Raw genomic sequence first — 25856 nt, forward strand, 5'->3', positions numbered from 1 at the left:
CGAGGACGACCGTATCTGGTCGTCGCCAGGGCGCGCGGGCGCAAGATCGCGTCGGCACGCCGGTCTTCGTCCTCACGGGCAATGCTGCTTTCGATCCGGCGCAACGGAAAAAGTGGCCGCTCTCTTGACCGCATCAACCTTGAGGGCCCCGATCGCGCCGCAGCTGATGTGGTGGAGTGGATATGTACGATCTCGTCATCCTGAACGGCACGGTGATCGACGGATCGGGCCTGTCGCGGCAGCGCGCAGACCTCGCCATTCATGATGGTCGTATCGTCGGCATCGGGCGCTTCGGCACGAGCGAAGGGCGGCGCGTGATCGATGCCGACGGGCATGTCGTCGCCCCGGGCATCGTCGATCCACACACCCATTATGATCCCCAGCTCACCTTCGAGCCCTACGCGACCTCATCCTGTTTCCACGGGGTGACGAGCGTGGTTGCTGGCAATTGCGGCTTTGCGATGGCGCCCACAAGAGCCTCCGATCGCGCATATATCGGATCGATCTTCACGCGCGTTGAGGAGATTGGCGCAAAGACGATCGCGGCGATCGACTGGGATTTCGAGACCTTCCCCGATTTTCTGGCCGCGCGAACGAACAGGCTCGGGGTCAATGCAGGTTTTTACATCGGCCATTCCAACATTCGCCGCTGGGTGATGGGGTCGGCGTGCACCGAGCGCGAGGCGACCGAAGCGGAAATCGAGGCGATGTGCGCTCTCGTGCGCGACGCGATGGCGGCGGGGGCGGCGGGTATATCGTCATCGCACTCGCCAACCGATCTCGACATGGAGGACAGGCCCGTTCCCAGCCGCCTTTCCTCGCGCGCCGAACTGCTCGCGCTGGCCGGCGAGCTTGGCCGGGCGAACAGAGGCACCTTTGCCTATCTTCCCTTGAGCGCAATCGGCGGGCTTACCAAGGCGGATGGCGAACTGCTGATCGATCTGTCGCTGGAAAGCCGGCGGCCGATCATCATCCAGGGGCTTGGCGCGCGCAGCAAGATCGAGGCGCCGACGGCGACCTGGCCGGAATCGCGAAAATATCTTGACCATTGCCGCGACCGCGGCGCCGCGGTCTACTCGCTGCTGATCTCGCGCCCGTTCAATCGACCCTTCACCCTTTCCGGCACGACGAGCTTGTACGAAGGGGTGCCGGCCTTTCACCGGCTGTTCAGGACCGCCGACATCGCCGACCGGATCGCGATGCTGCGCGACCCCGCCTATCGCGACGAGATCCGCTACGCGGTGGAAAATCCGAACCGCGATCCCGCGATGGGATCGAACACACCGCCGCCCGCTTTTTCGCTCGTATCCGTCAGCCAAAGCGCAGATGCACGGGCGATGGGCCGCAGGCTCGACGACCTCGCGGTGGAGCGCGGTCGTGCGCCAATGGACGTGATGGTTGATCTTGCCCTTTCAGACCATCTCGCGACCGAGTTCGTCTGGAACACTGAAACCGACGAATGGCGCGACGGAACATTGCTGGCGTCGCGCCACCCGCAGATGATCATCGGCACGTCCGACGGGGGCGCGCATCTCGGTCGCGACGACAATGCCGAGTTTTCATCCTATTTCTTCCAGAAGTGGGTGCGCGAATGGGGCAAGTGGACGCTGGAGGAAGCGATCCGCGAGCTGACCATGTTTCCGGCAAGGCTGCTCGGCTTTCGCGATCGCGGCCTGATCGCGGAAGGATATGCCGCCGACCTGATGATCTTCGATCCCGAGACGATCGGCCCCGATCGCAAGGCGATAACCGATGATTTTCCAGGCGGCGATCCCCGCTGGTCGAGCCGACCGAAGGGTATCAAGGCGACCATCGTCAACGGCGTGCCGATCGTGCTCGACGGCGAACTTGTCGCCGATTGCGGTCTGCCGGGTCAGATTTTGCGTCCTGGCCTGCCGCATTAGATCGAGCTTGCCGATCGAAAATCGGCCCCGATGGGCGCGCGCGTGGACGGTCGCTTCGTGAGAAGGCCAAGCCTGGGCTGTCACTTCATTGTGTCGATCCGCTCACCCGCGACTATGCCCTGTCGGCGACACGGCGCGAGGCTGCACGCCGACGCCACCCCCTTTTTGCTACCAGCGGGTCGCGCGCCTGCGCCCAATAGATATTGACCGCACAGGCAAATTGGGATCGATTGTGTCAGGAGGTGAGCGGTGCCACAGCCTTTCTGGACACTGGTCGATCTTGATGGACGCTTCGCCGACATTGACCCGGCCTTCTGCGGCTTGCTGGGCAGGTCTCGGGAAAGCCTCATCAGCAAGTCTATCCTTGCCATCACCCACCCGGACGACAAAGCCGACACCGCTGCAGATTTTGTACGATCGAAAGGGGATGTGAGCTTTGCTATCGTTAAGCGCTATGTCGGCGCCACGGGCGAGGTGGTCTGGGCGCACGCTTTGGCAACTCCATACCGATCCGTGTCGGGGCGGCGCCACATGTTGGGTTCGATCTGGCTGACCGGACCCGACCTTGCGATCATGCGCCAACGATCCCGGACGTCAGCCATTTTCCAGACGTTCGAGCGGTGGCCGACAGGCACCATCTGACACCCGGATGCTGCCAGGTGATTGAGGCAGGCCGACGCGAGCTATGCTTTCGAAGGCATTGCCGGCGCATTCTTGCGGGATCGGCTGGCCAGGCGATCCCGCTAGGCATCCTCTTTCTTGATCACGCTGATCCGACCATCGCCTTCCATGATCACATGATGGACCCGATCGAGGCTCTCGATCCCCTCCTCGCGCAGCTGCTGCGTGAGCTCTTCGCGTGTCATGAGCGCCTTGCGCAGATTGGCCCTGCACAGTCTGCCGTCTTCCACCAGCGTCATCGGCGGGCTGGCGGTGAGCCATTTAAGGCTTTCAAATCTGAAGCTCACCCAGTTGAGGAACCACGACCAGAACAAGATCGTCAGCACAAAGATCGTACTCTCGGTGATCGACTTCGCATCGCCACTAAAGGCTGGCTGCGCCCCATCAACGATCGCCACCACGACGATCAGATCGGCGATATCACCTCGCCCCCTGCCGCTTGAGCAGGAAGCGCATCACCAGAAACAAGATCAGATACATGATGGTGCCGCGTAAAATGACCTCCGCAACCCCGCGTTGAGGGACAAACATCGCGGACCAGTCGGGCAAGATCCATCTCCTTTGCCCGCCCAACGCGCGGATCGCCGAAATGGACATCGCGCATCGCCTGGCCGCACGTTGCGACGGTTTGGCTTGCGCCAGCCTCGCCCGGATCTTCAGGGGTAAGAAGCCTATTAGAGCTCCGCCGTCGGCGTCGACTTCGGCCAGGAGAGCAGGTGGGATGCCTGTCCCGGTCGCGCGCCGCTCGCCGAAGGTCGCCTTATCGACAAGCCCGCGCGTCTTTATCCGCTACCAATCAGGCGGCGCGAACCAGGCGGCATTACGATCAGGATGCCTTTGTCTTGAAGATCGACACCCAACAGCGAAAGGCGGGGCGTTTCCGAGCCAGCCCTGCGATGCAGAACCTTGGTTTCGTCGGCCCCATGTCAATGCGCTGAACTGTCCCTATATGATGCCCATGCGCATATTCACGATCGGTTATGAGGGCGTGAGCCAGGCAGATCTGATCGCTGCGCTGCGGTCGGCAGATGTTGAGCTTCTGGTGGACGTGCGCGCCGTGCCACTCTCGCGCCGCCCCGGCTTTTCCAAAAATGTGCTGGCGTCCGGATTACGGGAAGCGGGAATTGACTATCTCGGGCTCAAGGCCTTGGGAACACCTCCCGAAGGCCGCGAGGCTGCGCGCAAACATGATCACGCCCGGCTTGCCACCATCTATGCGGGACAGCTTGCGCTACCCGAGGCGCTGGCGCAGATCGCGCAGCTTCGCTCGCTGGCATCGGAGCGCGTTGTCGCCCTGTTGTGCTTCGAGCGAAATCCCGCCGGCTGTCACCGCTCGCTTCTCGTCGAAGCGGCCCTCCCCGAAGCCGAGGTCACCGATCTGTTCGCCTGAAGATTTCAGCGCGCTTTGGTCCCGTCCGATGGCAGCGATGAGCCTTGTAATCGGCGCCCATATCATTGGTCGAAGGCGGCCCTCACCGGAAGGGGCGATCGACGAACGCCGCACGGTCGGGCAGCATCCGTCACCGCTCGCGCGCATCTCCATCCACGCAGAAGTGCAGCGAGACCCCGCTGGATTAATGGCCCAGTCTCCTCGACTGGTTCATGCCGCGCGCCCGTCGCGCGCGGCGCAGTGGAGACAGGACCCGCCATGGACTTAGGCTTGCCAGAAGAGAGCGTCGCGCTTGGTGACATGTTCAGGCGGCTCTTCGAAACCGAGTCGTCGGCGGCGCGGGTGCGCGCGGCCGAGGCGGATCATGATGGTTTCGATGCCAATCTGTGGCGCATGCTGGCGGAGCTGGGCGTCCCGCTGATGCGGGTCTGTGCGCCGGACGGCGGCAGCGGACTGAGCCTGCTCGATGCGACGATCCTGCTGGAAGAGGCTGGACGGCGTCTGGCGCCTGTGCCGCTCGCGGAGATCATCGTTGCAACCGCGCTGATCGCCCGGAGCGGCGCGCCCGAAGCCGCCGGGTGGCTCGAGGCCATCGGCCGTGGCGAAAAGCTCGTCTCAATCGCATTGACCCCAGTTGAACGCGGTACGGAACAGATGGTCATGGCGGCATCGGTCGCCGACGCGATTGTGGCGCTTGAGGATGAGCGCCTCACCCTGTTCGTGCAATCGGGCAGGCGGCAGCCGCTTGCGATGATCGCTCCAGGTGCTGTGGGCTGGTTCGAGCCGGATGGTGAGCGCGTGATCCTGCTCGAAGGCGATGACGCGGTCGCGGCATTTCACGCCGCGGTCGAGGAATGGAAGCTTCTGTCGTCCGCCGCTCTGATCGGCCTGTCGGACCAGGCGCTGACGATGGCGGCCGAATATGCGTCGGAGCGCACGCAGTTCGGCCAGATCATCGGAACCTTCCAGGGGCTGTCGCATCCACTGGCCGACTGCGTCGTCGAGATAGACGGAGCGCGCATGTTCCTGCGCTGGATCCTGACCGCCCTTCGTGGCGGTGATCCCGCCGAGGCGGGCGCGAGCATCGATCAGCTCTGGTGGTTCGTGAACAAGGCGGCGACGCGCACGGTCGCGCATTCGCTCCACGTGTTCGGGGGCTACGGCCTGTCGAACGAATATGACATCCAGCTCTATCATCGCCGCGCCAAGTTGCTGGGTCTGATGCTGGGCGATCCCGAACTGGCGCTCGAGCGCGCGGGGCGTCGCCTGTATCTCGGCGAACCGGCCCACCTGCCAGAGCCGGGTGCGGTGACCCTGGATTTCGCGCCGTCCGCGGATGCGCAGGCGCTTGCCGATGAAACACGCGCCAAGTTCGAGGATATATTGACGCCGGAGCTACGCTCTAAAGCGCATCACAGTTTTGAAGGACATGACTGGGGTGTCAGCAGGGCGATGGGCGAAGCGGGGTTGCTGTTTCCCGCCTGGCCGAGACGCTGGGGCGGTCGCGACGCCTCGGCGGAAGCGGCGCGCGCAGCGCTCGACGTGTGGGAAACCATGCCGTGGACGATCAATCCGCAAGGGACGAGCAATCTGGTCGGCCAGATCATCCAGGCGTTCGGCACCGATCAGCTCAAGAATGAGGTTCTGCCCCGCCTTGGGCGCGGCGAGATTACCGCGGCGCTCGGCTATACCGAACCATCAGGCGGCTCCGACGTGTTCGGGGCCAGGACCAGGGCCGAGCGCGATGGCGACGGCTGGATCATCAACGGGCAGAAGATGTTCACAAGCGGCGCCGAATGGGCATCCTATGCGCTGCTGATCACGCGCACCGATCCCGATCTGCCCAAGCATAAGGGCACGACGCTGTTCCTTGTTCCGCTCGACGCCCCGGGGGTTGAAATCCATCCGATCTTCACCTTCATGGACGAGCGGACCAATGCCACCTTCTACAGCGAGGTTCGCATCCCCGACCATTATCGGCTGGGCGAGGTCAATGGCGGGGTGAAGGTGCTCGCGGCTGCGTTGCAAATGGAACAGGGCGGGACGTCCTATTATCACAATCAACGCGACATGGCGCGCAAGGCGATCGCCTGGGCGCGTAGCGCGACGCGGGGCGGCAAGCCGGCGCTGGACGACGACCGGCTTCTCGCCCGGATCGCGCGCACCCACGCCCATGCGCGCATTGGCGAGGCGCTCGGCGCACGCACCGCCTGGGTTGCGGCGCAGAAGCTTCCGGACCTGGCCTATGGCCCGGCGGCCAAGATCTTCATCACCGAGACCTACATCACCGACGCCGCCGACCTCATGGACCTCACTGCGCCCGCCTCGCTGGTGCGCGGTCGCGCCGGTCTTGGCGTGATCGAGGAAGGCTACCGGCATTCGACGGCGACGACGATCTATGCCGGAACGAGCGAAGTGCTTCGCAGCATGGTGAGCGAACGCCGGCTCGGACTGCCGCGAAGCCGAGCGTGATTGCGCAGCCTCGACAGCCCTGTCTCGCGAGTATGTCGAACGCCGCGGCATATCCCCGGCGCCTTGGGGCAGCCGTTTCGTAGCGCCTGAGGTCGATATCCCGGGCCTGCCCGCTACCCCAAGACCGATGGCGAAGGATCGCCAGTCGCGTCGGGTCGGCGCTGCAGCAACTCGATCGTCATGCCGTCGGGAGTTACGATATAAGCGAACCCTTGTGGTTGCGGCGCAACGCTCACCGTCACGCCATCCTTTGCGAGTTGCGCGCACGTTTCACCCAGGTCGTCGACATGAAAGGCGATGTGTCCGAAACGTGTTCCATCGGTGATCGGTGGGCCATCGTGCACATAAGAGAGCTCAAGCATGGGAGCAGGCGCGTTCGGCGCCTTGGCGATGTCCCCTGGCGCTGCGAGATAGATGAGCGTGTAATGCGCCTCCACGAGGCGGGCTATCTCGACCAGACCGAGCCGCTTGCAATAGAAGTCGAGCGACCGCGCGATGTCGGCGATACGAATGTGCGGATGCGCGAAACCTATTGGCAAAGCCGTTCCTTTCTGCGCTTTGGCCTTGCTGGACTGTCGTCACCCCGGCCGACGAACAGCGCCTGAAGCGCTATTGAAAAGCCGAGATAACCTCTCGCCCGAACAGGCGAAACATCTCCGCCAGTTCTGCAGCGCTCCCGAATTGCGTGTTCGCCTGTCCAACAGAATGGAGCCCGGCGCCGAACGAAATATGGATATGGTCTGCCCCCAGCTCATCGCGAAAGCCTTCGATCTGCGCGATCGCATCGTCGGGCGACCCCCAGACCAGACGGTTATGCGCAATCTCGGTTGCAGAAACGGTCTCGCCCTGGTCGAGGCGATCGAGAAGCTTACGAAAATCCTTGTCCTTCGATGATTCCCGCCAATGGACAAGAACGCCGTCGACATAGTGCTGGAGCGCGCCGTCCTCGACCGCCTTTCGGGTCGGTTTGATCCACCCATAACGCCGCAGGATCCAGTCCGGTTTGCGATTGAGGGTCGCGCACGTCTGGCGATATTGCGCCGCCAGCACCTTGGCATAGGATAGGTCGACGACCGGGCCGCACATCCAGATATCGCCCAGGCGCGCGGCGCGGTCGACCGCCACCGGAACGTCGCCGGCTACGATGAGCGGAGGTCCAGGCCGCTGGATCGGCCGGGGGAACATGGTCAGTTCGGGGAATTGGTAGAACGCGCCGTCGAAGCTCACCTTTTCCTTTTCCCACAGGAGGCGAAGTACCCTGAGCGCCTCCTCCATTCTCGCGCCGCGTTCCTTGAAGGGGACGCCCAGCACTTCATATTCGAATGGGTTCCAGCCTGTTCCCACGCCCAGCGAGATGCGCCCGCCGGACAGCTGGTCAATGGTCGCGACCTGCTCTGCGATCAGCAACGGATTGTGCATCGGGAGGATGAGGATACCGGTTGCCACCCTGATGCGACTTGTCCGCGTGGCAACGCTGCCGAGCACTGTCAGCGGATCGGACGGGTCGCCCTGGCGGAAATGGTGCTGTCCGATCGTGATCGTATCGAAGCCGGCGTCTTCGGCGACCTGGGCCAGTTCGAAGGTGTCACGATAGGGGTCCGGGGAGGACAGGTCTCTGAGAAAGGGCAAGGTCGTGGAGAACTTCATCACAGCCTCTCGATCTGAAACCGCGCCACAGCCGCGCTTGCCCGGCCCCCTGAAAGTCCTGTTCTGGCATCGATGACGCAAAGGGTCAGCAAATCGGTGCGCATCTCCCCCGATACGGAAGCGATGCGGCCCGCAAAGGTCGATCGCAGGGATCGACGGACCTGTTTGGTATAGGCTCTAGCAATCGACTTCGGCGCATCCGATCTAGTGAGAGCCGATCTGTAAATATCCGAGAGCCCAGATGACGTCTCTATCCATCCTCGATCCGGTCCGAGTTACCCAGGCGACCGACGCTCGAGCAGCCCTGGACAATGCCCGGGACATGGCGGCGTTGGCCGAGACACTCGGTTACGAGCGTTACTGGGTGGCCGAGCATCACAATATGCGAGGCATAGCGAGCGCGGCGACATCGCTGGTCGTCCAGCACATTGCGGCTGGCACCAGCCGGATCCGCGTGGGAGCTGGCGGCATCATGTTGCCCAACCATTCCCCGCTTGTGATCGCCGAGCAATTCGGCACGCTGGCCAGTCTTTTTCCCGGACGGATCGATCTGGGGTTGGGGCGAGCGCCTGGCACCGATCAGATCACCGTGCGCGCACTGCGCCGGGCCCCCGAGGGAGCCCACCATTTTCCGCAGGACGTCCTCGAGCTCCAGGCCTATTTTCGCGACACCCTGCCCGATCAACGGGTCGAAGCCGTCCCCGCCGCCGGGACGAACGTTCCGATCTGGATCCTCGGTTCGAGCCTGTTTGGAGCCCAACTCGCAGCGCAGCTCGGATTACCTTATGCGTTCGCATCCCATTTCGCGCCGGACCTGCTGCTGCCGGCGCTTCGGGTCTATCGCGAACATTTCCGGCCTTCGGAGCAACTCGCGACCTCGCACGCGATGGTGGGGGTCAATATCATAGCGGCGGATTGCGACGCCGAGGCGCTTCGGCTTGCGACCACCCAACGCATGTCATTCGCCGATATTTTCCGTGGAACGCGCTCGCTGGGTAAGCCGCCGATCGATGATATCGAGACCTATTGGACCCCGACCGAAAAGGCAGAGACGATGCAGATGCTGGCGCGCTCGATCGTCGGCGGGCCGCAAAAGGTTCGCGACGGGATTGCGGCACTCATCGCCGAGACGGGCGCTGACGAACTTATGATCGTAACGGATATATATCATCATGATGCGCGCAAACATTCGGTCGAACTGATCGCGGCGGCAGCGCGAACCTAGAATATTGCCGACCTGCAGAAGCCGCTCCAGACGCTAATGAACAGGCTACGCTCCTCATAACGGTCACAAAAGCGCAATGGCGAGGACGAGCACTTCGACCAGGGCAATTGTCCGGGCGAGACCGCCTCAACCGGTCTCATCGGTCGAGCCGATAATCGGCATCAGACGTCGAACTCCCGCCCCGCATTTGGTGCCGCACCCTTAACGACAGGAACACATCAGTCACGGCTCCGTTGAGCAAATCAACAGGAGAGACAGATGTCGCAAGTTGATCATGCCATGAATATCTGGGGCATTATTATGGTCACGTTGATGATGCTCAGCATTGCGGTGGTGTGGGCTCTGCTCCGTAATTACCGATTTGTGCGCGCCCGTCAGAAAAGACGCGAATGGAGCGCGCATAAGGACCGGGCTTCGGCGTCGCGAACGGTGCACGCCGTCCCATCGGCGCGATAGATGGCCGCTCTCATCGCCACCGGGGGCACGATGTGGGGCGTCGCCGCCATGTTTGCCCCTCTCGCGATCGGTGCCTTCATTTTCGGGGCTGCCGCTCTGCAGATGCGTCGCATGCCGGAAGAAGAATGGGTCCGGCGTGACCGTGACGAAAGCGAGACTTAACCCCCAAGAGGCGAGGCAGCTGGCAAAACTGAAATCCTGACAAATATCGTCAGAATTAGATCACACGGGCGACGCGGTGACTGTGAGACTGGCCGAGGCATTAAAACACGGTGGCCGGAACCGGGCGGGTCCACAAATGTTCAGCCCACAGAGACCGTTTGCTTGCCCCCCCCCCGCTCCGGTCTCTGCGATACCGCCCCGCCAGCTGCCCCAACGTGCTGGCGGGGCTTATCGCATCCGGCCCCAAGTTCAGCGCGGCATGGGCCAGATCTTCGCTTGACCGACTCGCAAGTATTGTTCCATTTTTGTTCTCATCAAGAATGGAGGCGAAAATGCGCCACGATCCTCTTTGCCCTGGCCATAACCCGACCAGCGCGGCCGGCATTCCCTGGAGCGTCGTTGACGCCTATCGGCATGATTTGTCGACCTGGCAGCCCTTCATCGAGGCGCATGGCTGGCGTCCGATCACAGCTTGGGATGGCGGATCTCCCGCCCTCGTCCGCTCTCCCTTGCGCTGGATCTTCGGGGTGGCTGTCGACGATGTCTGGCACGATATGCGGGGTGGCGGTCTTGATCCGCTGCCCGACTTTCATCCCACCGAGTTTGTGCCTGTAACCTATGAGCAGGGCGAGGCGATCTTCCTGCATGTTCCGGATGCTCGGTCTGCTGCTTTAGCCGTCATGCAGCCATGCGAAAGCCCATCGCTGTTCGAAGTCATGATGGGGATGACAGCTGAAGCCTGGGATGCATCGACAACGCGTGAGGATTCCAGCGACGATGAATGAGCTTCACCCACTGCGAGATAGGACGACAGCGACAGCCTTCGCAGAAAGGATCGGGGCGTGTCTTGGCCGCTTCGCGCTCGATGATGGGGCTGCGTCGATCGCAGATCTTGAAAAATCGGGTAATGCTGCGCCGCGCCCTAAAATGCAGAATGCTCAAACGGTACGCCAGGGCGAGCGGGATAATGGCGTTCCTCGCACGTCGCGCAGCGCCCAACTGGACGAGTGCCGGTCCGTCGCCGCGAGCGTGTAGGCGATCGGCGTCGTGCTGGTTCAATCCGAAGCTGATCAGGACTGGAAGATCGAGCCAGCGCTAAACAGGCGGGGCTGCTGGGCGGCCGGTTACATTTATCGGGGTGCCCTGGGCACACATCAGGACCAGTTTGTCGCTGTTCGTCATTTTCCTTGCGTGGAAAGTGCGACGATCTTTATCGATGCCATAAAACAAGGCTGTTCACGCCATCAAGCTCGCGCGCTAGCTGATCAGCATGCCTGAGCCAGACAAACCGGGTTGGACGTCAACCATCGAGGTCGCGATCATTGGGTGCGTAATGGCGGCCGGCCTGGTCGGCGCGCTGGCCGAGCTGGCTCGTCGCCTGTTCTGATCCGTCGTCGTGTCCATCGACGGCGTTTCCTTAAGACTATCAGAGGGTATTTCCCTCGTCACGAGGTTGGAGAGGGCGAGTTGAGGCTCTCCTAGATTGGGGAAAACCACCGGGGTGTGGTGGGGAGAGCCTCGGAGCCATCCTATCGCAATAGCAAGCCGCCCGCAGCGCTAATGCGCTGATGCAGATCAGTTTCGCTGTCACGCTCGTAACCGGGGAGACAGATGACAGTTGATCCGCGGAGGTCGTAGCGCATCCGACGACCTCTGGCCCGCTCCGTACTCCTTCGCGATCCTGTGGCGGAGCGGGCCTTCAGCCTTCGCGCCTGCTCCCTGCATCACCAGCGGTTCGCGATGCCGGCGCAGGCAGGTGTCGAGGGAAGATTGAGAGACTATCGCGGCGGGCAAGCCCGACCTCGCGCCCGCTAAAGTCGGCCTCATCATATTTCTGCCGCCCGCTCGCCAGCCGCTTTTCAGACAAAGCGGGCACCGCTCCTGACCGTCGCGATCACGAACAGGGTGATCTTGCGCGCCGATAATCCTAGTCATGGCGCCCCACGTGGAGGACATTGCTCATGCGTTTCCGCAGGCTGACATAATTCTGCTCCAGGAACCGGCGCGCCGCTTGCGCGTCATCCTCGCCGCCGCGCTTGCGGTTTGAGAACGGAGCTTCAATGTCCTCGGTCAAACACACGCTTTTTCTCGCTACCTTCGCGATTTTCGTCCTGGTGGCGATCATGATCGTCAACCGCGTCGATGGCTTTCATGTCCGGCCAGCATCGGGCACGGCGGTCGCTATGTCGGCGGCAGGCGCCGCTGCGACGCCCACGGAGCCGGCCCCCGTGGTGCGCCATTAAGCGCGCGCTGGCGACGATATGGAGATCGGCACGGGCGGCGTTGGTCCGCCACCCAATGTGACCAAATGCACTGCGCGATCTGCCTGATGCTGTACATGCGCCCTGCGAGCCTGCCGACCCGACAGAGGGCGGACGTTCGCATCCCCCAGACGGCCCCAGCTTCCCAACAAGCATATGGGGCCGTCACCCGGCTTGGCTCGTCGCGGCGACCTTACAGCGATTGGATACCATCAGCGGAATGAATAGCTTGCCAAGACCTCCCAGGGCCCGTCGCGATACCACCATGCGGCAAGTCCGCTGATTTTGACCGCTCTGGACGTAAAGGTCGCGCCAAGCCCTTCATAAAGTCTTCTCGCGACCAACGGCTGGACCTTGTTCTGGATCGTGACATGCGGTCGCCATCGGACAGCGTCCTGCGGAGTGAGCAAGAACGAGAAGGCATCGGCGAGTTCATCGCGGATCTCGCTGAGGTCCGGGGACTCGATCCGCACGGCCACCCCCTTCCCCAGATTAAGCAGGCCGGTCGCCGTGGCGCGCGGCCGGCCACGCCGGGTTAATGCAGCCAGTCGCTGCTTCAACTCACCTTCGACCGAGGGCGGGAGATGATGAAAGAGGGTGAGATGAGCGCCGATATGGTTTCTCTCGGCCGGAAAATGCGCTCGGCGCAGACCGTCCAGCCACTGGAAATCTTCTGCGTCAAACAGGGCTGACACAATGATGGGCGCGTGGGTCACGGTCCTGAGGGTCACTCTTGGGCCAGGTAAAGCCACCGTGTGTACCGGCGCGCGGCGCGACGGTGGGCGTGCTGCAGGGCAAATCTCCTAAAGGGAGTGCGCAACATAGCCGATGGGTGAGACTCACCCGGCCTCTGCTCAGTGATAACCGCCGTCCTTGCGTTCTTCGGCGGCCTGTTCCTCCGCTTCGCCGAGATCATCGGGGTTCTCGTTCTCGCGGAGCGGATTCTCCTCATTCTCCTCCGGTAGAGGCTGCGACTCCTCGGGCAGGCCGTCGACGTCCAATTGAGACAGTCCCGGGTCATCGGGGGGCGTGCTGGCCATCATCATTCTCCTTCAAGGCGCTACAACGCCATCGCCGGTGGCGGGGGCGCGGGATCGGTGAAAGAATAAGGCTGATCCGGTTATTGTTCGGGTCAGCCTTATTCAAATCCCATCAGACTAAGCACTTCCTTGCGGCTGCGCTCGTCGTCGCGAAACACCCCCATCATTCGGCTGGTGGTCATCGACACCCCGGGCGTGCGGACGCCTCGCGCGGTCATGCAGGCGTGGCTGGCCTCGATCACGACGGCAACGCCGACCGGCTCGAGATGATTCCAGATGCAATCGGCAATCTCGGCCGTCAGGCGTTCCTGGATCTGCAGTCTGCGGGCATAACCCTGCAGGACGCGGGCCAGCTTCGATATGCCAACCACGCGATTGCGAGGCAGGTAAGCGATGTGCGCGTGGCCGATGATCGGAGCCATGTGATGCTCGCAGTGCGACTGGAACGGGATCGCCCTCAAAAGGATGATGTCATCATAGCCGCCCACCTCCTCGAAGGTGCGGCTGAGGTGGCGGGACGGATCTTCCTTTGTCCCCTGGCAATATTCCCGCCAGGCGCGCGCGACGCGGGCAGGTGTGTCGACCAGGCCTTCGCGGGAGGGATCATCGCCCGACCACCGGATCAGCGTGCGGATCGCGTCCTGGACATCGTCGGGCACGATCAGCTTGCCGTTCATATCCACAGCGTCCTCAGCGGGCGACAGCAGCGACATTCTTATCTCCTCATGCTGTGCAACCAAACGCGTCAGCACAGCAGCTGGTGCCGGACGCGCGACAATGTCCCACAAATCATCGCTGTTTCACCGATGACCGGGCAGGCCCCTCGAAGGTGGTCATGTGACAGCTCTCCTCGTGCCGGCCCCCAAGCCTAAGGGCGAGGCTATGGTGCATCAGGACCACGCGAAACATGCGACGAGCCCATGCCAACGGTCTGTTCAGCGGGACGTTCGGAATCCCGCATAACCAGCGTTCACGCAGCCTTCCGCGTGGACGCGGTAGGCTTTGAGGCCGGCGGCATAGGGGATGAAGGCGCGGCTGCCGTCCTCGCCTTGGTGGGTCATCCAGTTGGGGATGCGCGCGGCGAGACGATGGCTGGCGGTCTTGGCGACCTCCTCGACCCAAGCATCCTCAGCCTCGACCGTCGCTTCGATCGTGCGGGCACCCTTCGCATCGAGCCACTTGATGCAGTCGACGATCCAGTCGATCGAATATTCGTTCATCAGCATCAGGTTCACCAGCACCGAAGGACTGCCCGGCCCCGACACCATGAACAGATTGGGGAAACCGGCGATCATCAGGCCCAGCAGGGTTCGCGGGCCGCGTCTCCATCGATCGGTCGGCGCCTCGCCCTTCTCGTTGCGGATGCCCGCCCGATCGATCGCGCCGGTGAAGGCGTCGAAGCCGAGCGCGAAGATGAGGATGTCGACCGGATGTTCGCCCGATGCGGTTTCGACCCCGTTGGGGGTGATGCGGACGATCGGATCCGCCTTCACATCCACCAGTTCGACATTGTCGCGGTTGAACGTGTCGTAATAGTCGGTGTCGACGCCCAGCCGGCGCACGCCGATCGGAAAACCCTTGGGGCACAACGTCTCGGCGGTGATCGGATCGCGCACGATCTGGCGGATCTTGGAACGGACGAACTCCGACACCAACTCGGCCGCAACGGGATTGGTCTGCTGGTCGGCGAAGACCGCCATCATGCCCTGCCCGCCTTCCTGCCACTGGCGTTCGAGCGCCGCCTGCTGTTCTTCGGGCGAATAGTCGGTCGACGGGCGCACCTCGCGGATCAGGGCATTGATGCCGGCATAGCTGTCCATCATCCGCGCGCGTTCGGCCAAGACGTCGTCGATCACGGCCTGATGCCGGTCGGCCTGCATCGGGCCGTTCTGTGCCGGGACCGAATAATTGGCGGTCCGCTGGAAGACGGTAAGCTTCGCCGCATCCTTTGCGATCACCGGGATCGCCTGTACGCCCGACGATCCGGTGCCGATGATGCCGACCCTTTTGCCGCGCCAGTCGACGCCCGCTCCGGGCCAGGACGAGGTTTCGATGATCTGTCCGCGGAAGCTCTCCATACCCTCGAAGGCAGGCGGGCGCGGCGCGGAAAGGTTGCCCGTCGCCATCAGGACGAAGCGGGCGCGATAACTGGTCCCCGTATCGGTGCGCACATGCCATTCGGCATCGGCCGGCTTCCAATTCGCCGCGACGACGCGCGCATTGAAGCGGATATGATCGATCGCACCGGTGCGATCGGCGACATATTCGAGGTAGCGGAACAGTTCGGGCTGCGCGGCATAGCGTTCGGACCATTGCCAGTCGCGATAGATTTCGGGCGAGAAGTGGAAGCAATAATCGAAGCTCTCGATATCCACCCGCGCGCCTGGATAGCGGTTGTGATGCCACACGCCCCCGACATGCGACGCGGCCTCGAGGCAGACCACACCCAGCCCTTCCTCCAGGCAGCGGTGGACGGCATAGATGCCGCCGATGCCCGCACCGATCACCAGCACTTCGGTCTGGATCGGCTCGCCTCCGCCGATCGACGTTTCTGAAACCACGAACTTTCTCTCCCGGCCTATGTTCTTCGATGCTTCGGAAAATGCGTAACGGGGTGTTTCCGCACATCATCCATTTGGATCAGATGACGTCCGACGCTGAGAGCACGAAAGCTTTTGCAAGGATGTGGAAAGCTGCCGCCCGTCGCTGGCACGCGCTGGCCATACGGTCTTGGTATCGGCGCAGGAGGATCGCATGACCGACATCTTTTCGCCCGTCCGGCTGGGGGATCTGGAACTCGCCAATCGGATCGTGATGGCGCCGATGACGCGCGACCGTGCCGGCCCGGCTGACGAGCCGACCGAGATCATGGTCGACTATTATCGCCAGCGCGCGACCGCGGGGCTGATCGTCAGCGAAGGCACCCAGCCTTCACCCGACGGCAAGGGCTATTGGCGCACGCCCGGCATTCATTCGCCCGAACAGGTCGAAGGCTGGCGTCGCGTGGCGGATGCCGTGCATGGCGCAGGCGGGCGGATCGTCATCCAGCTCATGCATTGCGGCCGGGCCAGCGTGCGCGCGAACAAGGCCCCCGAAGCACGCACCGTCGCACCGTCGGCGATCCCCTGCCCCGATCCAATCCCCGGCCCCGACGGCACGCCGCAGCCGACCGAGGTGCCCGATGCGCTGGAGACTCACGAGATCGCAGGCGTGATCGCCGATTATGTCGCGGCCGCGCGCAATGCCCGCGCGGCGGGGATCGACGGGGTCGAGCTGCACTGCGCGAGCGGCTATCTGCCGATGCAGTTCCTGTCGTCCAACAGCAACCAGCGCACCGACGAATATGGCGGCAACGCCGCTAAAAGGGTGCGCTTCGTGGTCGAGACTTTGCGCGCGCTGGCCGACGCGATCGGGCCGGGCCGGGTGGGCTTCCGCATCTGCCCCGGCATCACCCTCAACGGCATGGCCGACGCCGATCCGGCAGACACTTATGCGACGTTGCTCCGCGCGATCGACGACATCGGGCTGGCTTATTGCCACCTGATCCATCTGCCGAACGAAGGCTTCGACGCGCTCGATCTGGTCAAGGCGAACTGGTCCGGCCCCGTCATCGAGAATAACGGGCTGACGCTGGACAAGGCGCGCGATCTGATCGCGGCGGGCACGGTTGATGCCACGTCGTTCGGCTATGCCTTCATCGGCAATCCCGATCTCGTGGCGCGTTTTAAAGCCGGGGCACCGCTGGCGCGCGCAAACCGCAAGACATTCTACACCGGCATGGGCGACGATCGGGTCGGCTATACCGATTATCCCCCGATGGAGGCATGATCGCGCGGCGATGCCCGACGCCGATCGCCTTCTCGCGCTCGTCGAGGCGCTTTACGCTAGCCTTGCCGACAAGCAGCCGTGGGAGGCTTTTCTACGCGCGCTCGCTTCGGCGACCGGCGCCGATTTCGCCGCGCTGATCCTGACCGCGCCCGGCTATCGCGGGCCGGGTCTGATCGCCAGCCCCCCGACGCTGCCGGAATCGGCGCAACTCTATGCCGAGCAGATGTTTCGCAGCGATCCGTTCGTCGGCCTGCCCGAAGGCGAAGTGACCGCCTTTTCGGACTTCGTCACCGCCGGCACGATCAATGCCGAGTTCCGCGCCTATCTCGATCGGGGTCACAGCGGCAGCATATTGGGCGTCGATCTGCGCGAGGGCGCGGGGTTCGAGGCGCGCCTGCGGATCACGCGCGACGATCCGCGACCCGCCTTCGAACCCGATCGGCGCACACTCTTGCAGGGCCTTGTACCTCATTTGCGGATCGCGATCCGCCTGTTCGCGCAGAGCCAGGCGAAGGCGGCTGAGGAAGGGTTGTATCGCGACGCGATCGAGCAACTCGCGCTCGCCATGTTCATCCTCGATCGCCACGGCCATGTCGTCCGCGCCAATCGCGGCGCGGAGGCTCTGCTGGCGCAGGGTGACGGGCTCTCCACCTTCCAGGGGCGGCTGCGCATCGCCGATCGCGTAGCGGCAACGCAGCTCGATCGGCTGCTCGCCGCGCCGCCTCCGCTCGATCGCGCCGCGCGCATCCGCATATCGCGCCCGTCCGGGGCGCCCGAATTGGGCGCGATTGCGCGTGCGGTGCCCGCGCCTGACTATCTCGCGGCAAGCGGGGCGGCGCTCGCCTTGTTCATCGCCGATCCGTCGCTCGCCGGGCAATTGAGCCCCGGCGTGCTGCGCGACCTGTTCCGCCTGACGCCGGCCGAAGCTTTGCTCGCCACCGCGCTTGCGGCCGGAAGCAGCCTTGCCGAGTCCGCACAGCAGCTCGGCATCGCCTACAACACCGCGCGATCGCATCTGCGCGCGATCTTCGAAAAGACCGGCACCCGCCGCCAGTCGCAGCTCGTCTATCTGCTCAGGTCGAGCATCGCCGGCCTTGATGCCGATTAGTGCGCCGTCGCGCTCACGCCGTTGAGGCGATCGAGATGGCGGCTCGTCACTTGCTGCACCGTGCGAGCGATCCGCTTTTCATCGGCTTCGCAAGAAAACAACCGCGGACCGACCACGCCGATCGCGTGCGGGGAGGCCGCGTGGGTGACGATCAGCGGGATCGCGATCGAATCCACCGGGCTGGCGCCATTGCGGCGATGGACCGCATAGCCGCGCGCGCGGGTGCGCTCGACCTTGTCGACCAATGCTTCGAACATCGACGGGCCGTCGGGGCCGATGCCCATCTGCTGGGTCCGCATCGTCAGGTCAGCAAGCTGGACATTGCTGTGCCGCGTCAGCATCGCGGCGGCGAAATTGGTGCTCGGGCGCCACATATTGCCGACATGGCAGACCATCTCGGCCGGATAGCGCTCGTCCTGCTCGACCCAATCGCCGGTGACGAGCGCGACCGGATCGACCCAGCAATCATTCTGCTGGGTGACGATCACGGTGGCGCCGGTCTCGGCGCGCAGATCGGCCATCAGCCCGGCAATCGCATCCTCGCCGAAGAAGTTGCGCTCGATCGTCCGCACGTTCGCGACCAGCTTGTACGACGGCGAATAGAGCTTCGAGACCGCATTGTAGCTCAGGAAGCCGCTGACCGAGAGCGTCCGCAAAATCTCGTCCGCGCTCGAATTGGGAATGCCCAGCGCCTCGCTGACCTTGGTGGTGCGCACCGGGGCCGAAACCCCCATGAAGAAGTTGATGACCTCCACGGTGCGCAGGCAGGATTTCACGCCCGCGCGCGCCTTCTGCGTTCCCGATGCACGATCTGGCCTGGACGAGCCCATATTCTCTCCCACCTTCATACGCTGCCCCGCATCGGCCTGCCCGTATGAAAGCGCCAATTCATCATCCAAATGGTCTAGGTCATCAGTCGTCGACCTGCGGGCGCCACGACACACCGTTGATATGGGTGCCGCCACCCAGGAACAATGTGTTGCCGTTGGTGAACCGCCCGCCTTCGCTGGCGAGGAAGACGGCGGCCGGGCCAATATCCTGTTCGGCATCGCCGAAGCGGCCGATCGGCACCTGTTCGAGCAGGCGCGTCTTCATTTCGGGATTGGCATCGAAATAGGCGATCGCGGCGGGGCTCATCGACGATGGACAGATCACGTTGACGGTGATGCCGTGCCCGCCCCACTCGACCGCCGCGGTGCGGCTGAGCGCCCGCACCGCCTCCTTGCTGACATTATAGGCGACGGTGAACATGTGCGCGTTGACGCCGTTGAGCGAGCCCATGTTGATGATCCGGCCATAGCCCTGCGCCTTCATCGCCGGAAAGGCGGCGCGCATCGCCCAGAAGGTCGACCAGTAATTGAGGTCGAGCGCGGCGGCCATGTCCTCGTCGCTATGCTGTTCGATCCGCTTGGCGAAGCTGCCGCCGGCATTGTTGACGAGGATGTCGAGCCGACCGAACCGATCGATCGTCGCGGCGATCATCGCCTCGACATCGGCGCGCCGGGTGACGTCGGTGGCGATATAGTGCGCGTCGATGCCGAAGCTGTCGCGCAGATGCTGCGCTTCCGCTTCGCCCTGATCGCGGTTGCGCTGCGCTATGACGACGCCGCTCACGCCCGCATCGGCAAAGGCGCGCACCACGCCCTGCCCGACGCCCTGGCCACCCCCTGTCACCAGCGCAAACCGACCCTCCAGTAATACACCCATCAGTTTTTGACTCCTTGCGTAGAGGAATGCTGGGGCAGATTGTGTCCGGCGTGGCGTCGCGCCGATCATTTTTCCAGAGATGTGGATATCTGGCGGTCCGACCCGGTCTACCTGCCATGGTTCGTAGCGAGGGCGTTTTGGACTCGCATCGACGACCAGCCGATTCCGGCGGTTGGGCGCCCGATGGAATGGCGCATGTAGGTGGCGCTCGCGCCCGTGCGATGGGCAGCGGCGCCGGAGAAATGCGAACGTGCGTCGGACGACGATGGCGCGAGCGAACTCGATCAGCCGCGAGACACGCGAACCGATACCGCAATGCCCGCGGCGTCCTCGGGCGACCCGGTATAACCGCCGGTGACAGGCAGGATCTGGCGATTATGCCGGGCAACCGCGACCGGAATCAGCTGCGCATCTCCCACGCGATTGTGGGTCGGATCAAACGTGATCCAGCCAGCGCCAGGCAGGTAAATCTCGGCCCAGGCGTGGGTAGAGCCGGGATCGGCAGCGGCCTGGTCCGGATCGTAGAAATAACCCGAAACCGCACGGGCCCCGAACCCCAGGTGCCGCGCGGCGTCGATGAAAAGCGCTGCGATGTCGCGGCACGAGCCGCTTGCGAGCGCGAGGGTCTGAGCTGGCGCCTGGGTACCTTCCTCTTCACGGACCCGATAGGTGATCGCAGAACGTAGCCCCGCGTTGAGATCCTTGAGAAGGGCAAGCGTATCCGTGGGCTCGCCAGCGATGAAACCGCGCGCCCAGGCCAGAACCTTCGCGGCGCCGTCACCACTCTGTGGCATGGTAAGCGCTCCGAGATCCGCCTGATCGTCGGGCGAATAAGCGAACGGATAATGATGCGCACCGACGGCGATGGGGAAAACCGGATAAGGCGGCGCGTCGTGTTCGATCGTAGCGGCGACGACAATGGCAAGCATGTCGGTTGGAGAGGTGAAACTGAGGGTGGCAATGCGGTTGGCGAACACGTCGTCGGTCCAGTTTACAGTCGCGGTCCCGCCCGTATCGATCGAGAGGTCCAACAGACGAAGTTCCGCCCCGGAACGGGGCGTGACAAGCAGGCGATGGGGTTGGAGCCGCACCGGACGATGATAGCGGTAGACGGTGCGATGGGTGACAGTGAGGCGCATGACGCTCGAACGCGCGGGATTGGTCAAGCGGCTCCATGCCGTTTCGTGAAAATGTCCGGGGCGCGGCCACGGCGGCTATTCAGGCGGATCAATCAGAAAGCTCGGGCGGTCGGCAAGTGGCGCCGACTACTGCGTGATCAGCCTATCCGCGCATCACGGTCGCAAGGGTTGGACGATCTCGGGATAGCTTGGCGAAGCGTGAGCCGCCAATCACACTGTGCCAGTCTGTAGGCCAATAGCTGTGACGGTGACCCCGAGCGGGCCATCGCGATTGCGGCATGACGCAAACGCAAACCATCAATCTCCGCGAGACTAATGGGCAAAATCAGATGTCAACTTGTCGGCAATGGGGCCGTAACGAGGGGAACTCGGCCAACACGCCTCCGTTGGGCAGGAAAATAGGAGAGTATCATGAACCTTTTCGGCGATGGTGGCGCGCTGTGGAGCGTCATTACCATTCTGGGCCCGCTGGTGCTCGGCGCGGCGCTAGCTTTCGCGCTCATCCGCAACCGTCGGATGACCCGTGCGCAGGAAGAACTTTCCGAACGCGCGACCCGCGAAATGAAAATTGAATCTGCCCGGGCCGAGGGTGCCGATGGCGCGGCCGAACGTCTTGAGCGTCAGCCTTGACCTGCCGAGACGGTGACGTCGGGAGGGGAACCGAGGGCGGCGCGGGCTTGGCTGCCGCCATCTTGGCGAGCGATGACGACGGGTGGCCCAGCGCAATCACGTAGGTTCGATGGACCCCTTTCGCCGCGCCCCCCCCATAGGCGCTCAGAATGCGAGATGGCTGCTCCCATCCGGATCCGAGCACTGGCTATCACTTTGTTGAGCGTCGGGAACCCGAAGACCGCCGTGATGTTCGTTGTTCAAAAGGGGCGAGGATGACACATCATATGAGCGCAACTTTTGCTTCAGAGGTCGCCGCCAGCCTGGGTCCGTTTCTGTTCGGCGCGTGGATGTTGCTCACGATGATCCGTAATCGCAAGGCGGTGCGGCAGCGCGAGGCCGATGCAGCCCGGCTGGCGGGCTCAGCTCCTGTAGAGATCACAAAACGCAAAGCCATGGGCGGCTAGCGTCCCGCCATCCGCAGGGATCAGCAAAGTCGTTGCAGCCTTATAGCTGACCCGCAGCGATTTTTATGCCTCAGACGGTCCGGGTAGACCTGAGCGCGTCTTGGGCGGGTAGGTGCGCCACTGCAGCGCGCCGATCATAGCCAGGCTAGGGCCCTACTCTTTAGGCCAGGGAACAATTTTCCGCGCAGACGGTCCTACCCTCACAAGCAAACGGTGCGACTATGACGAAGTGTGCGTTGACTATCCCGTTGCTCGGCCTGACATTGATCGCCCTGCCTGGTCCTGCCTCTGCGCAGGCCGACCTCGCCGCCGACCTGCAGGCGATCAACGCATCCTTTGTTTGTCCCGAGACGATAAGCAATGATGCTGCAAGGAAGACCGCGATGGACGACATCGGCCGCCGGCTGGCGTCGCACCGGCTGAGCTATCGGCAGGCGCAGAAGGTGATCGAGACAATGTACGGCCTTCACGGCTGCGGAACCGGCCCGGCGGGCGCATCGGTTTCCGCCACGAGCGCCGTGACACCCTGACTAAAGCATCGGAGCCCGGCATGATGATCAAAACCACAGAAGATGACGCTTCGGAGACGCCGCTGACGGACACGGTCGGCGACGAACTCCCCGACGTCGATGATGCGGTCGAAGAGATCAAGGAAACCGGCGAGCCGTTTGGCGGCAACTTCGCCTGAGCTGCGCCGCGCGCTGTTTTGTGTGATCTTTGAAGGCGTGCGGCGTGGTCGCGCCGGGATGTCCCCGCCGCCCTCGCCGCCTGCGACCATTGCGATGCAATGCGAGCGTGAGCCTGCATTTCACGTCGATCGAACGCCGCTCTGATGTCATCACCGTGACATGCGCTGGACGCTTTTCATCGGGACGTGGCACATCGGGTTAAAGTTGCTCTCCCGATAGTCCGGGCGTCCCCTTGCGCGAGTGGCCTTCGCCGAGACCCGCCCAAGGTGGTGCTATGTTCTCAGTGCGTAAAACCCGACGATTGCAATGAAAGCCAGGATCACCAGCGCTAGCCCCCATGTGAGGACATAGCGGGTCGTGTGGGTTGATGCACCGGCCCGGGCTTCCTCGGTCGACAAGTGCACCTGTTTCTCTTGCTCTAATCTCATGAAGCGGTGACCTGTGCCGGGATTTCGGGCAGCGTAGGATCGGCCGGTGCGCCGGGGTCCGGATCGACGGGCGACGGGATGGGATCATCGATCGGCGTATCGGCGGGAAACTCAACGGGTGAGGGAGGCTGTGATGCCATAGCTGTTCTCCTTATCCTCCCAACGGACTGGAAAGATATTCGGGCCCAGCATTTCGGCGAGCCCATACAAAATCGCCGTAGGGCACGCAGTCTCGATCCGACCCGCTTTGACCGGGACGCGCGTAATCCTCTCAGATAACGATGCGAACGGGCACCGACTTCGCCGCCGGAACATGGCTCTCTGCGGCGTGATGCTCCAAGGGCAAAAGGATATTGGCCTCGGGATAATAAGCGCCCAGACAGCCGCGCGGAATGTCGTACGGCGTCACAATGAGCCCGTCGCGCCGTCGACGCATCCCATCGCCGGCATCGGATTCGAGCGCGACGATCTGCCCCTCGCACAGGTTCGCGGCCGCCATGTCCTCGACGTTGATGAACAGAGCATCGCGCGTTCCTTTCACTCCACGAAAGCGATCGTAATAGCCGTAGATTGTCGTGTTGAACTGGTCGTTCGATCGTAGCGTGATAAGCCGGTAACGCCCCTCGGCATCTGCGAATCCCGTGGCGCTTAATCCGGTGGGTACGAAAAACTCGGCCTTGCCGCTGGGCGTCAGCCAGATGCGGTCGGCCGCCTTATTACCCTTCCAGAATCCACCGGGGGTGAACAGGCGCGCATTAAAATCCTCGAAGATCTCGGGATAGGTCGCTTCGATTGCGTCCCGGATGCGCGCATAGTCCGCGACCCAGATATCCCAGTCGACGCGCGGATTGGACGGCACGATCCGCTTTGCGATTTCGGCGACGATCCGAGGTTCCGACAGGAGGTGCGGACTGGCGGGCTTCACCTTGCCGCGCGAGCCGTGGATGCAGCTGGTGGAGTCCTCGACCGACACGGCTTGCGGACCGGTCGCCTGAACATCTTCTTCGATCCGTCCGAGACAGGGCAGAAGATAGGTCTGACGACCGGCAAAGAGGTGGTTGCGGTTGAGCTTTGTTGCGATCTGGACCGACAGCTCCAGGCGAGGCCATGCGTTTTCCATGGCCACCGTCTCGGGCACGGCGCGCAGGAAGTTCCCTCCGAGCCCAACGACCGCCTTCACGCTTCCGTCGATGACACCGCGACAGGTCGCCACCGTATCGAGGCCCTTTTCGGCAGGCGGATCGAAGCCGTACAGTTCCCTGAGCTTGTCGACCGGCGCCAGCTCGGTCTTTTCGGTGATGCCGACGGTGCGCTGGCCCTGGACGTTGGAATGACCCCGCACGGGCATAGGCCCCGCACCCGGCTTGCCGATATTACCGCGCATCAGCAGCAGGTTGACGACCATGCGGACGTTTTCAACGCCTTTGACATGCTGCGTAAGCCCCATGCCGTAAATAGCGAGAACCGCCTTCGACCGGGCGTAGACGCGCGCGGCATTTTCGATTGCGGCCAGATCAAGACCGGATTCGCGCTCGATATCGCTCCATTCGGTCGCGCGGACCCTGGCGGCGAACGCGCTAAAGTCGTTCGTGTGTTCGGATATGAAGTCGTGATCGAGCACACCGGCCTCGCCCGGCGCCTTCGCATCGTCCCATGCGATCAGATATTTGGCGATGCCGGTCATCACCGCAATGTCACCACCGGCCTTAACCTGATGATATTGGGTCGAGATGATCGTCTCATCCAGCGTCGCCATCTCGATCGGGTTTTGCGGATCGGTGAAGCGCTCAAGCCCCCGCTCCCGGAGCGGATTGAAGGTGATGATCTCCACCCCGCGCTTGCGCGCCTTACGCAGATCATGGAGCATCCGCGGCGCATTCGATCCGACATTCTGCCCGAAGAAGAGGATCGCGTCACATATGGCGAAATCCTCCTGCCGGGTGGTGCCCACGGGAACCCCGATTGCCGCCTTCAGGCCGACCGAGGTCGACTCGTGGCACATGTTGGAACTGTCGGGGAGGTTCTGGTTGCCATACATCCGGGCCATCAGCCCGTACATGTACGAGGCCTCCAGGCTGGTCCGTCCCGACGAATAAAAGACGACCGACTTCGGGTCGAGCGGCCGAAGGGCCGCACCGATCGCGTCGAACGCCTCGGCCCAGTCGCAGGCGACATATTTGTCGGTGGCCGCGTCGTAGCGCAGCGGGTGGGTGAGCCGGCCATGCTGCTCGAGATCATAGTCGCGCCAGCCGCGCAGCGCGGTCAGCGTGTGCTTCTGAAAGAAGTCCGGCGTGGTGCGCAGCGTGGTCAATTCCCACGCCGTCGCCTTCGCCCCTTCTTCGCAGAACTCGGCCGGATGATGATCGGCGGGTTTTGGCCAGGCGCAGCTGACGCACGCGAAACCATCCGGCTTGTTCTGCCGCGCGAGTTCGACAAATGTCTCGGGGGCGACGCGCTCGCGGGGCAGGATCTCGGCAAGCGAACGGACCGAGCCCCATCCGCCTGCAGGGCCTTTGAAAGGGCTGATCCGCGGCTTGTCCGGAGATTGCTTGCTCATTTGCCCCCGCGATCTGGCTGCCACACTGTGGTTAAGTGGCCCAAGCGGAACGGTTCGACGATCGATTGGTTCAGCGATCTCAACAC

General features: G+C 63.2%; 27 protein-coding genes. 14 read left to right on the forward strand and 13 right to left on the reverse strand.

Annotated elements, in window-relative coordinates; genetic code table 11:
- Positions 1-182 precede the first annotated feature (182 nt).
- Together EOD43_RS19655 and EOD43_RS19660 are read left to right on the forward strand one after the other, a co-directional pair.
- A complete protein-coding gene (locus tag EOD43_RS19655) occupies positions 183-1904 on the forward strand; it encodes an N-acyl-D-amino-acid deacylase family protein (protein ID WP_127745720.1) in 1722 nt (573 codons plus the stop codon).
- Between the two features lie 249 nt (positions 1905-2153).
- A complete protein-coding gene (locus tag EOD43_RS19660; RefSeq protein ID WP_127745721.1) occupies positions 2154-2546 on the forward strand; it encodes a PAS domain-containing protein in 393 nt (130 codons plus the stop codon).
- Between the two features lie 101 nt (positions 2547-2647).
- Here the strand turns inward: EOD43_RS19660 and EOD43_RS19665 are convergent, their stop codons facing one another.
- Both EOD43_RS19665 and EOD43_RS24085 read right to left on the reverse strand, forming a co-directional pair.
- The gene (locus EOD43_RS19665) at positions 2648-2983 is read right to left on the reverse strand and encodes a DUF421 domain-containing protein (protein ID WP_127745722.1); all 336 of its coding nucleotides are present in this window, start codon (positions 2981-2983) and stop codon (positions 2648-2650) included.
- A 22-nt stretch (positions 2984-3005) separates the two neighbouring features.
- Positions 3006-3134 carry a hypothetical protein gene (locus EOD43_RS24085; RefSeq protein ID WP_276318211.1) on the reverse strand — a complete coding sequence of 43 codons (129 nt, stop codon included), beginning with the start codon at positions 3132-3134 and terminating at the stop codon, positions 3006-3008.
- Positions 3135-3543: 409 nt separating this feature from the next.
- Here EOD43_RS24085 and EOD43_RS19670 point away from each other — a divergent pair, with 409 nt between their 5' ends.
- Both EOD43_RS19670 and EOD43_RS19675 read left to right on the forward strand, forming a co-directional pair.
- Positions 3544-3975 (forward strand): DUF488 domain-containing protein, encoded by a 432-nt coding sequence (locus EOD43_RS19670; protein WP_127745824.1) that lies wholly within the window; start codon positions 3544-3546, stop codon positions 3973-3975.
- A 270-nt stretch (positions 3976-4245) separates the two neighbouring features.
- Complete coding sequence (locus EOD43_RS19675) at positions 4246-6447, forward strand: acyl-CoA dehydrogenase family protein (protein WP_164857358.1); 2202 nt, start codon at positions 4246-4248, stop codon at positions 6445-6447.
- A gap of 113 nt (positions 6448-6560) precedes the next feature.
- Here EOD43_RS19675 and EOD43_RS19680 read toward each other — a convergent pair whose 3' ends face one another.
- Positions 6561-6986 (reverse strand): VOC family protein, encoded by a 426-nt coding sequence (locus EOD43_RS19680; RefSeq protein WP_127745724.1) that lies wholly within the window; start codon positions 6984-6986, stop codon positions 6561-6563.
- Positions 6987-7056: 70 nt separating this feature from the next.
- Entirely contained in the window at positions 7057-8094 is a 1038-nt protein-coding gene (locus EOD43_RS19685; RefSeq protein ID WP_127745725.1) for an LLM class flavin-dependent oxidoreductase, read from the reverse strand.
- A 241-nt stretch (positions 8095-8335) separates the two neighbouring features.
- On the opposite strand from EOD43_RS19685, the gene EOD43_RS19690 reads away from it, so the two are divergent.
- The 4 genes from EOD43_RS19690 (at position 8336) to EOD43_RS23810 (ending at position 12180) form a co-directional block, all read left to right on the forward strand.
- Positions 8336-9319 carry an LLM class flavin-dependent oxidoreductase gene (locus EOD43_RS19690; RefSeq protein ID WP_127745726.1) on the forward strand — a complete coding sequence of 328 codons (984 nt, stop codon included), beginning with the start codon at positions 8336-8338 and terminating at the stop codon, positions 9317-9319.
- 456 nt (positions 9320-9775) lie between these two features.
- The gene (locus EOD43_RS23805; protein WP_164857359.1) at positions 9776-9937 is read left to right on the forward strand and encodes a hypothetical protein; all 162 of its coding nucleotides are present in this window, start codon (positions 9776-9778) and stop codon (positions 9935-9937) included.
- A gap of 332 nt (positions 9938-10269) precedes the next feature.
- Positions 10270-10722, forward strand: a complete 453-nt coding sequence (locus EOD43_RS19695; RefSeq protein WP_127745727.1) for a hypothetical protein — start codon at positions 10270-10272, stop codon at positions 10720-10722.
- 1275 nt (positions 10723-11997) lie between these two features.
- Complete coding sequence (locus EOD43_RS23810; protein ID WP_164857360.1) at positions 11998-12180, forward strand: hypothetical protein; 183 nt, start codon at positions 11998-12000, stop codon at positions 12178-12180.
- A gap of 230 nt (positions 12181-12410) precedes the next feature.
- Here EOD43_RS23810 and EOD43_RS19705 read toward each other — a convergent pair whose 3' ends face one another.
- The 4 genes from EOD43_RS19705 to EOD43_RS19720 form a co-directional block, all read right to left on the reverse strand.
- A complete protein-coding gene (locus tag EOD43_RS19705) occupies positions 12411-12914 on the reverse strand; it encodes a 2'-5' RNA ligase family protein (protein WP_240653388.1) in 504 nt (167 codons plus the stop codon).
- Positions 12915-13052: 138 nt separating this feature from the next.
- Positions 13053-13238, reverse strand: coding sequence for a hypothetical protein (locus EOD43_RS19710; RefSeq protein WP_127745730.1), 186 nt, complete (start codon positions 13236-13238; stop codon positions 13053-13055).
- Positions 13239-13336: 98 nt separating this feature from the next.
- Positions 13337-13951, reverse strand: coding sequence for a GTP cyclohydrolase I FolE (gene folE, locus EOD43_RS19715; protein ID WP_127745731.1), 615 nt, complete (start codon positions 13949-13951; stop codon positions 13337-13339).
- A 222-nt stretch (positions 13952-14173) separates the two neighbouring features.
- Entirely contained in the window at positions 14174-15799 is a 1626-nt protein-coding gene (locus tag EOD43_RS19720; protein ID WP_164857361.1) for a flavin-containing monooxygenase, read from the reverse strand.
- A 193-nt stretch (positions 15800-15992) separates the two neighbouring features.
- Here EOD43_RS19720 and EOD43_RS19725 point away from each other — a divergent pair, with 193 nt between their 5' ends.
- Positions 15993-17066, forward strand: coding sequence for an alkene reductase (locus EOD43_RS19725; RefSeq protein WP_127745733.1), 1074 nt, complete (start codon positions 15993-15995; stop codon positions 17064-17066).
- Positions 17067-17076: 10 nt separating this feature from the next.
- Positions 17077-18174 (forward strand): helix-turn-helix transcriptional regulator, encoded by a 1098-nt coding sequence (locus EOD43_RS19730; protein WP_127745734.1) that lies wholly within the window; start codon positions 17077-17079, stop codon positions 18172-18174.
- Here the strand turns inward: EOD43_RS19730 and EOD43_RS19735 are convergent.
- The 3 genes from EOD43_RS19735 to EOD43_RS19745 all read right to left on the reverse strand — a co-directional run bounded on the left by EOD43_RS19735 (position 18171) and on the right by EOD43_RS19745 (position 21047).
- A complete protein-coding gene (locus EOD43_RS19735; protein ID WP_127745735.1) occupies positions 18171-19061 on the reverse strand; it encodes a helix-turn-helix domain-containing protein in 891 nt (296 codons plus the stop codon). The genes EOD43_RS19730 and EOD43_RS19735 overlap by 4 nt on opposite strands.
- 25 nt (positions 19062-19086) lie before the next feature.
- Complete coding sequence (locus EOD43_RS19740) at positions 19087-19881, reverse strand: SDR family NAD(P)-dependent oxidoreductase (protein WP_127745736.1); 795 nt, start codon at positions 19879-19881, stop codon at positions 19087-19089.
- Positions 19882-20165: 284 nt separating this feature from the next.
- Entirely contained in the window at positions 20166-21047 is an 882-nt protein-coding gene (locus EOD43_RS19745; RefSeq protein WP_240653389.1) for a transglutaminase family protein, read from the reverse strand.
- Between the two features lie 384 nt (positions 21048-21431).
- Here EOD43_RS19745 and EOD43_RS19750 point away from each other — a divergent pair, with 384 nt between their 5' ends.
- The 4 genes from EOD43_RS19750 to EOD43_RS23815 all read left to right on the forward strand — a co-directional run bounded on the left by EOD43_RS19750 (position 21432) and on the right by EOD43_RS23815 (position 22784).
- Positions 21432-21650, forward strand: a complete 219-nt coding sequence (locus EOD43_RS19750) for a hypothetical protein (RefSeq protein ID WP_127745737.1) — start codon at positions 21432-21434, stop codon at positions 21648-21650.
- Positions 21651-21916: 266 nt separating this feature from the next.
- Positions 21917-22096 (forward strand): hypothetical protein, encoded by a 180-nt coding sequence (locus EOD43_RS19755; RefSeq protein ID WP_127745738.1) that lies wholly within the window; start codon positions 21917-21919, stop codon positions 22094-22096.
- 236 nt (positions 22097-22332) lie between these two features.
- Positions 22333-22626: a hypothetical protein gene (locus EOD43_RS19760; RefSeq protein WP_164857362.1), complete on the forward strand. Its 294-nt coding sequence runs from the start codon at positions 22333-22335 to the stop codon at positions 22624-22626.
- Between the two features lie 20 nt (positions 22627-22646).
- A complete protein-coding gene (locus tag EOD43_RS23815; protein WP_164857363.1) occupies positions 22647-22784 on the forward strand; it encodes a hypothetical protein in 138 nt (45 codons plus the stop codon).
- Positions 22785-23209: 425 nt separating this feature from the next.
- On the opposite strand, the gene EOD43_RS23820 is transcribed toward EOD43_RS23815, so the two are convergent.
- A complete protein-coding gene (locus EOD43_RS23820) occupies positions 23210-23353 on the reverse strand; it encodes a hypothetical protein (RefSeq protein WP_164857364.1) in 144 nt (47 codons plus the stop codon).
- A 131-nt stretch (positions 23354-23484) separates the two neighbouring features.
- The gene (locus EOD43_RS19765; RefSeq protein ID WP_127745740.1) at positions 23485-25770 is read right to left on the reverse strand and encodes an FdhF/YdeP family oxidoreductase; all 2286 of its coding nucleotides are present in this window, start codon (positions 25768-25770) and stop codon (positions 23485-23487) included.
- Positions 25771-25856 lie beyond the last annotated feature (86 nt).

The sequence above is a fragment of the Sphingomonas crocodyli genome (genome assembly GCF_004005865.1).
In the GTDB taxonomy this organism is placed as follows: domain Bacteria; phylum Pseudomonadota; class Alphaproteobacteria; order Sphingomonadales; family Sphingomonadaceae; genus Rhizorhabdus; species Rhizorhabdus crocodyli.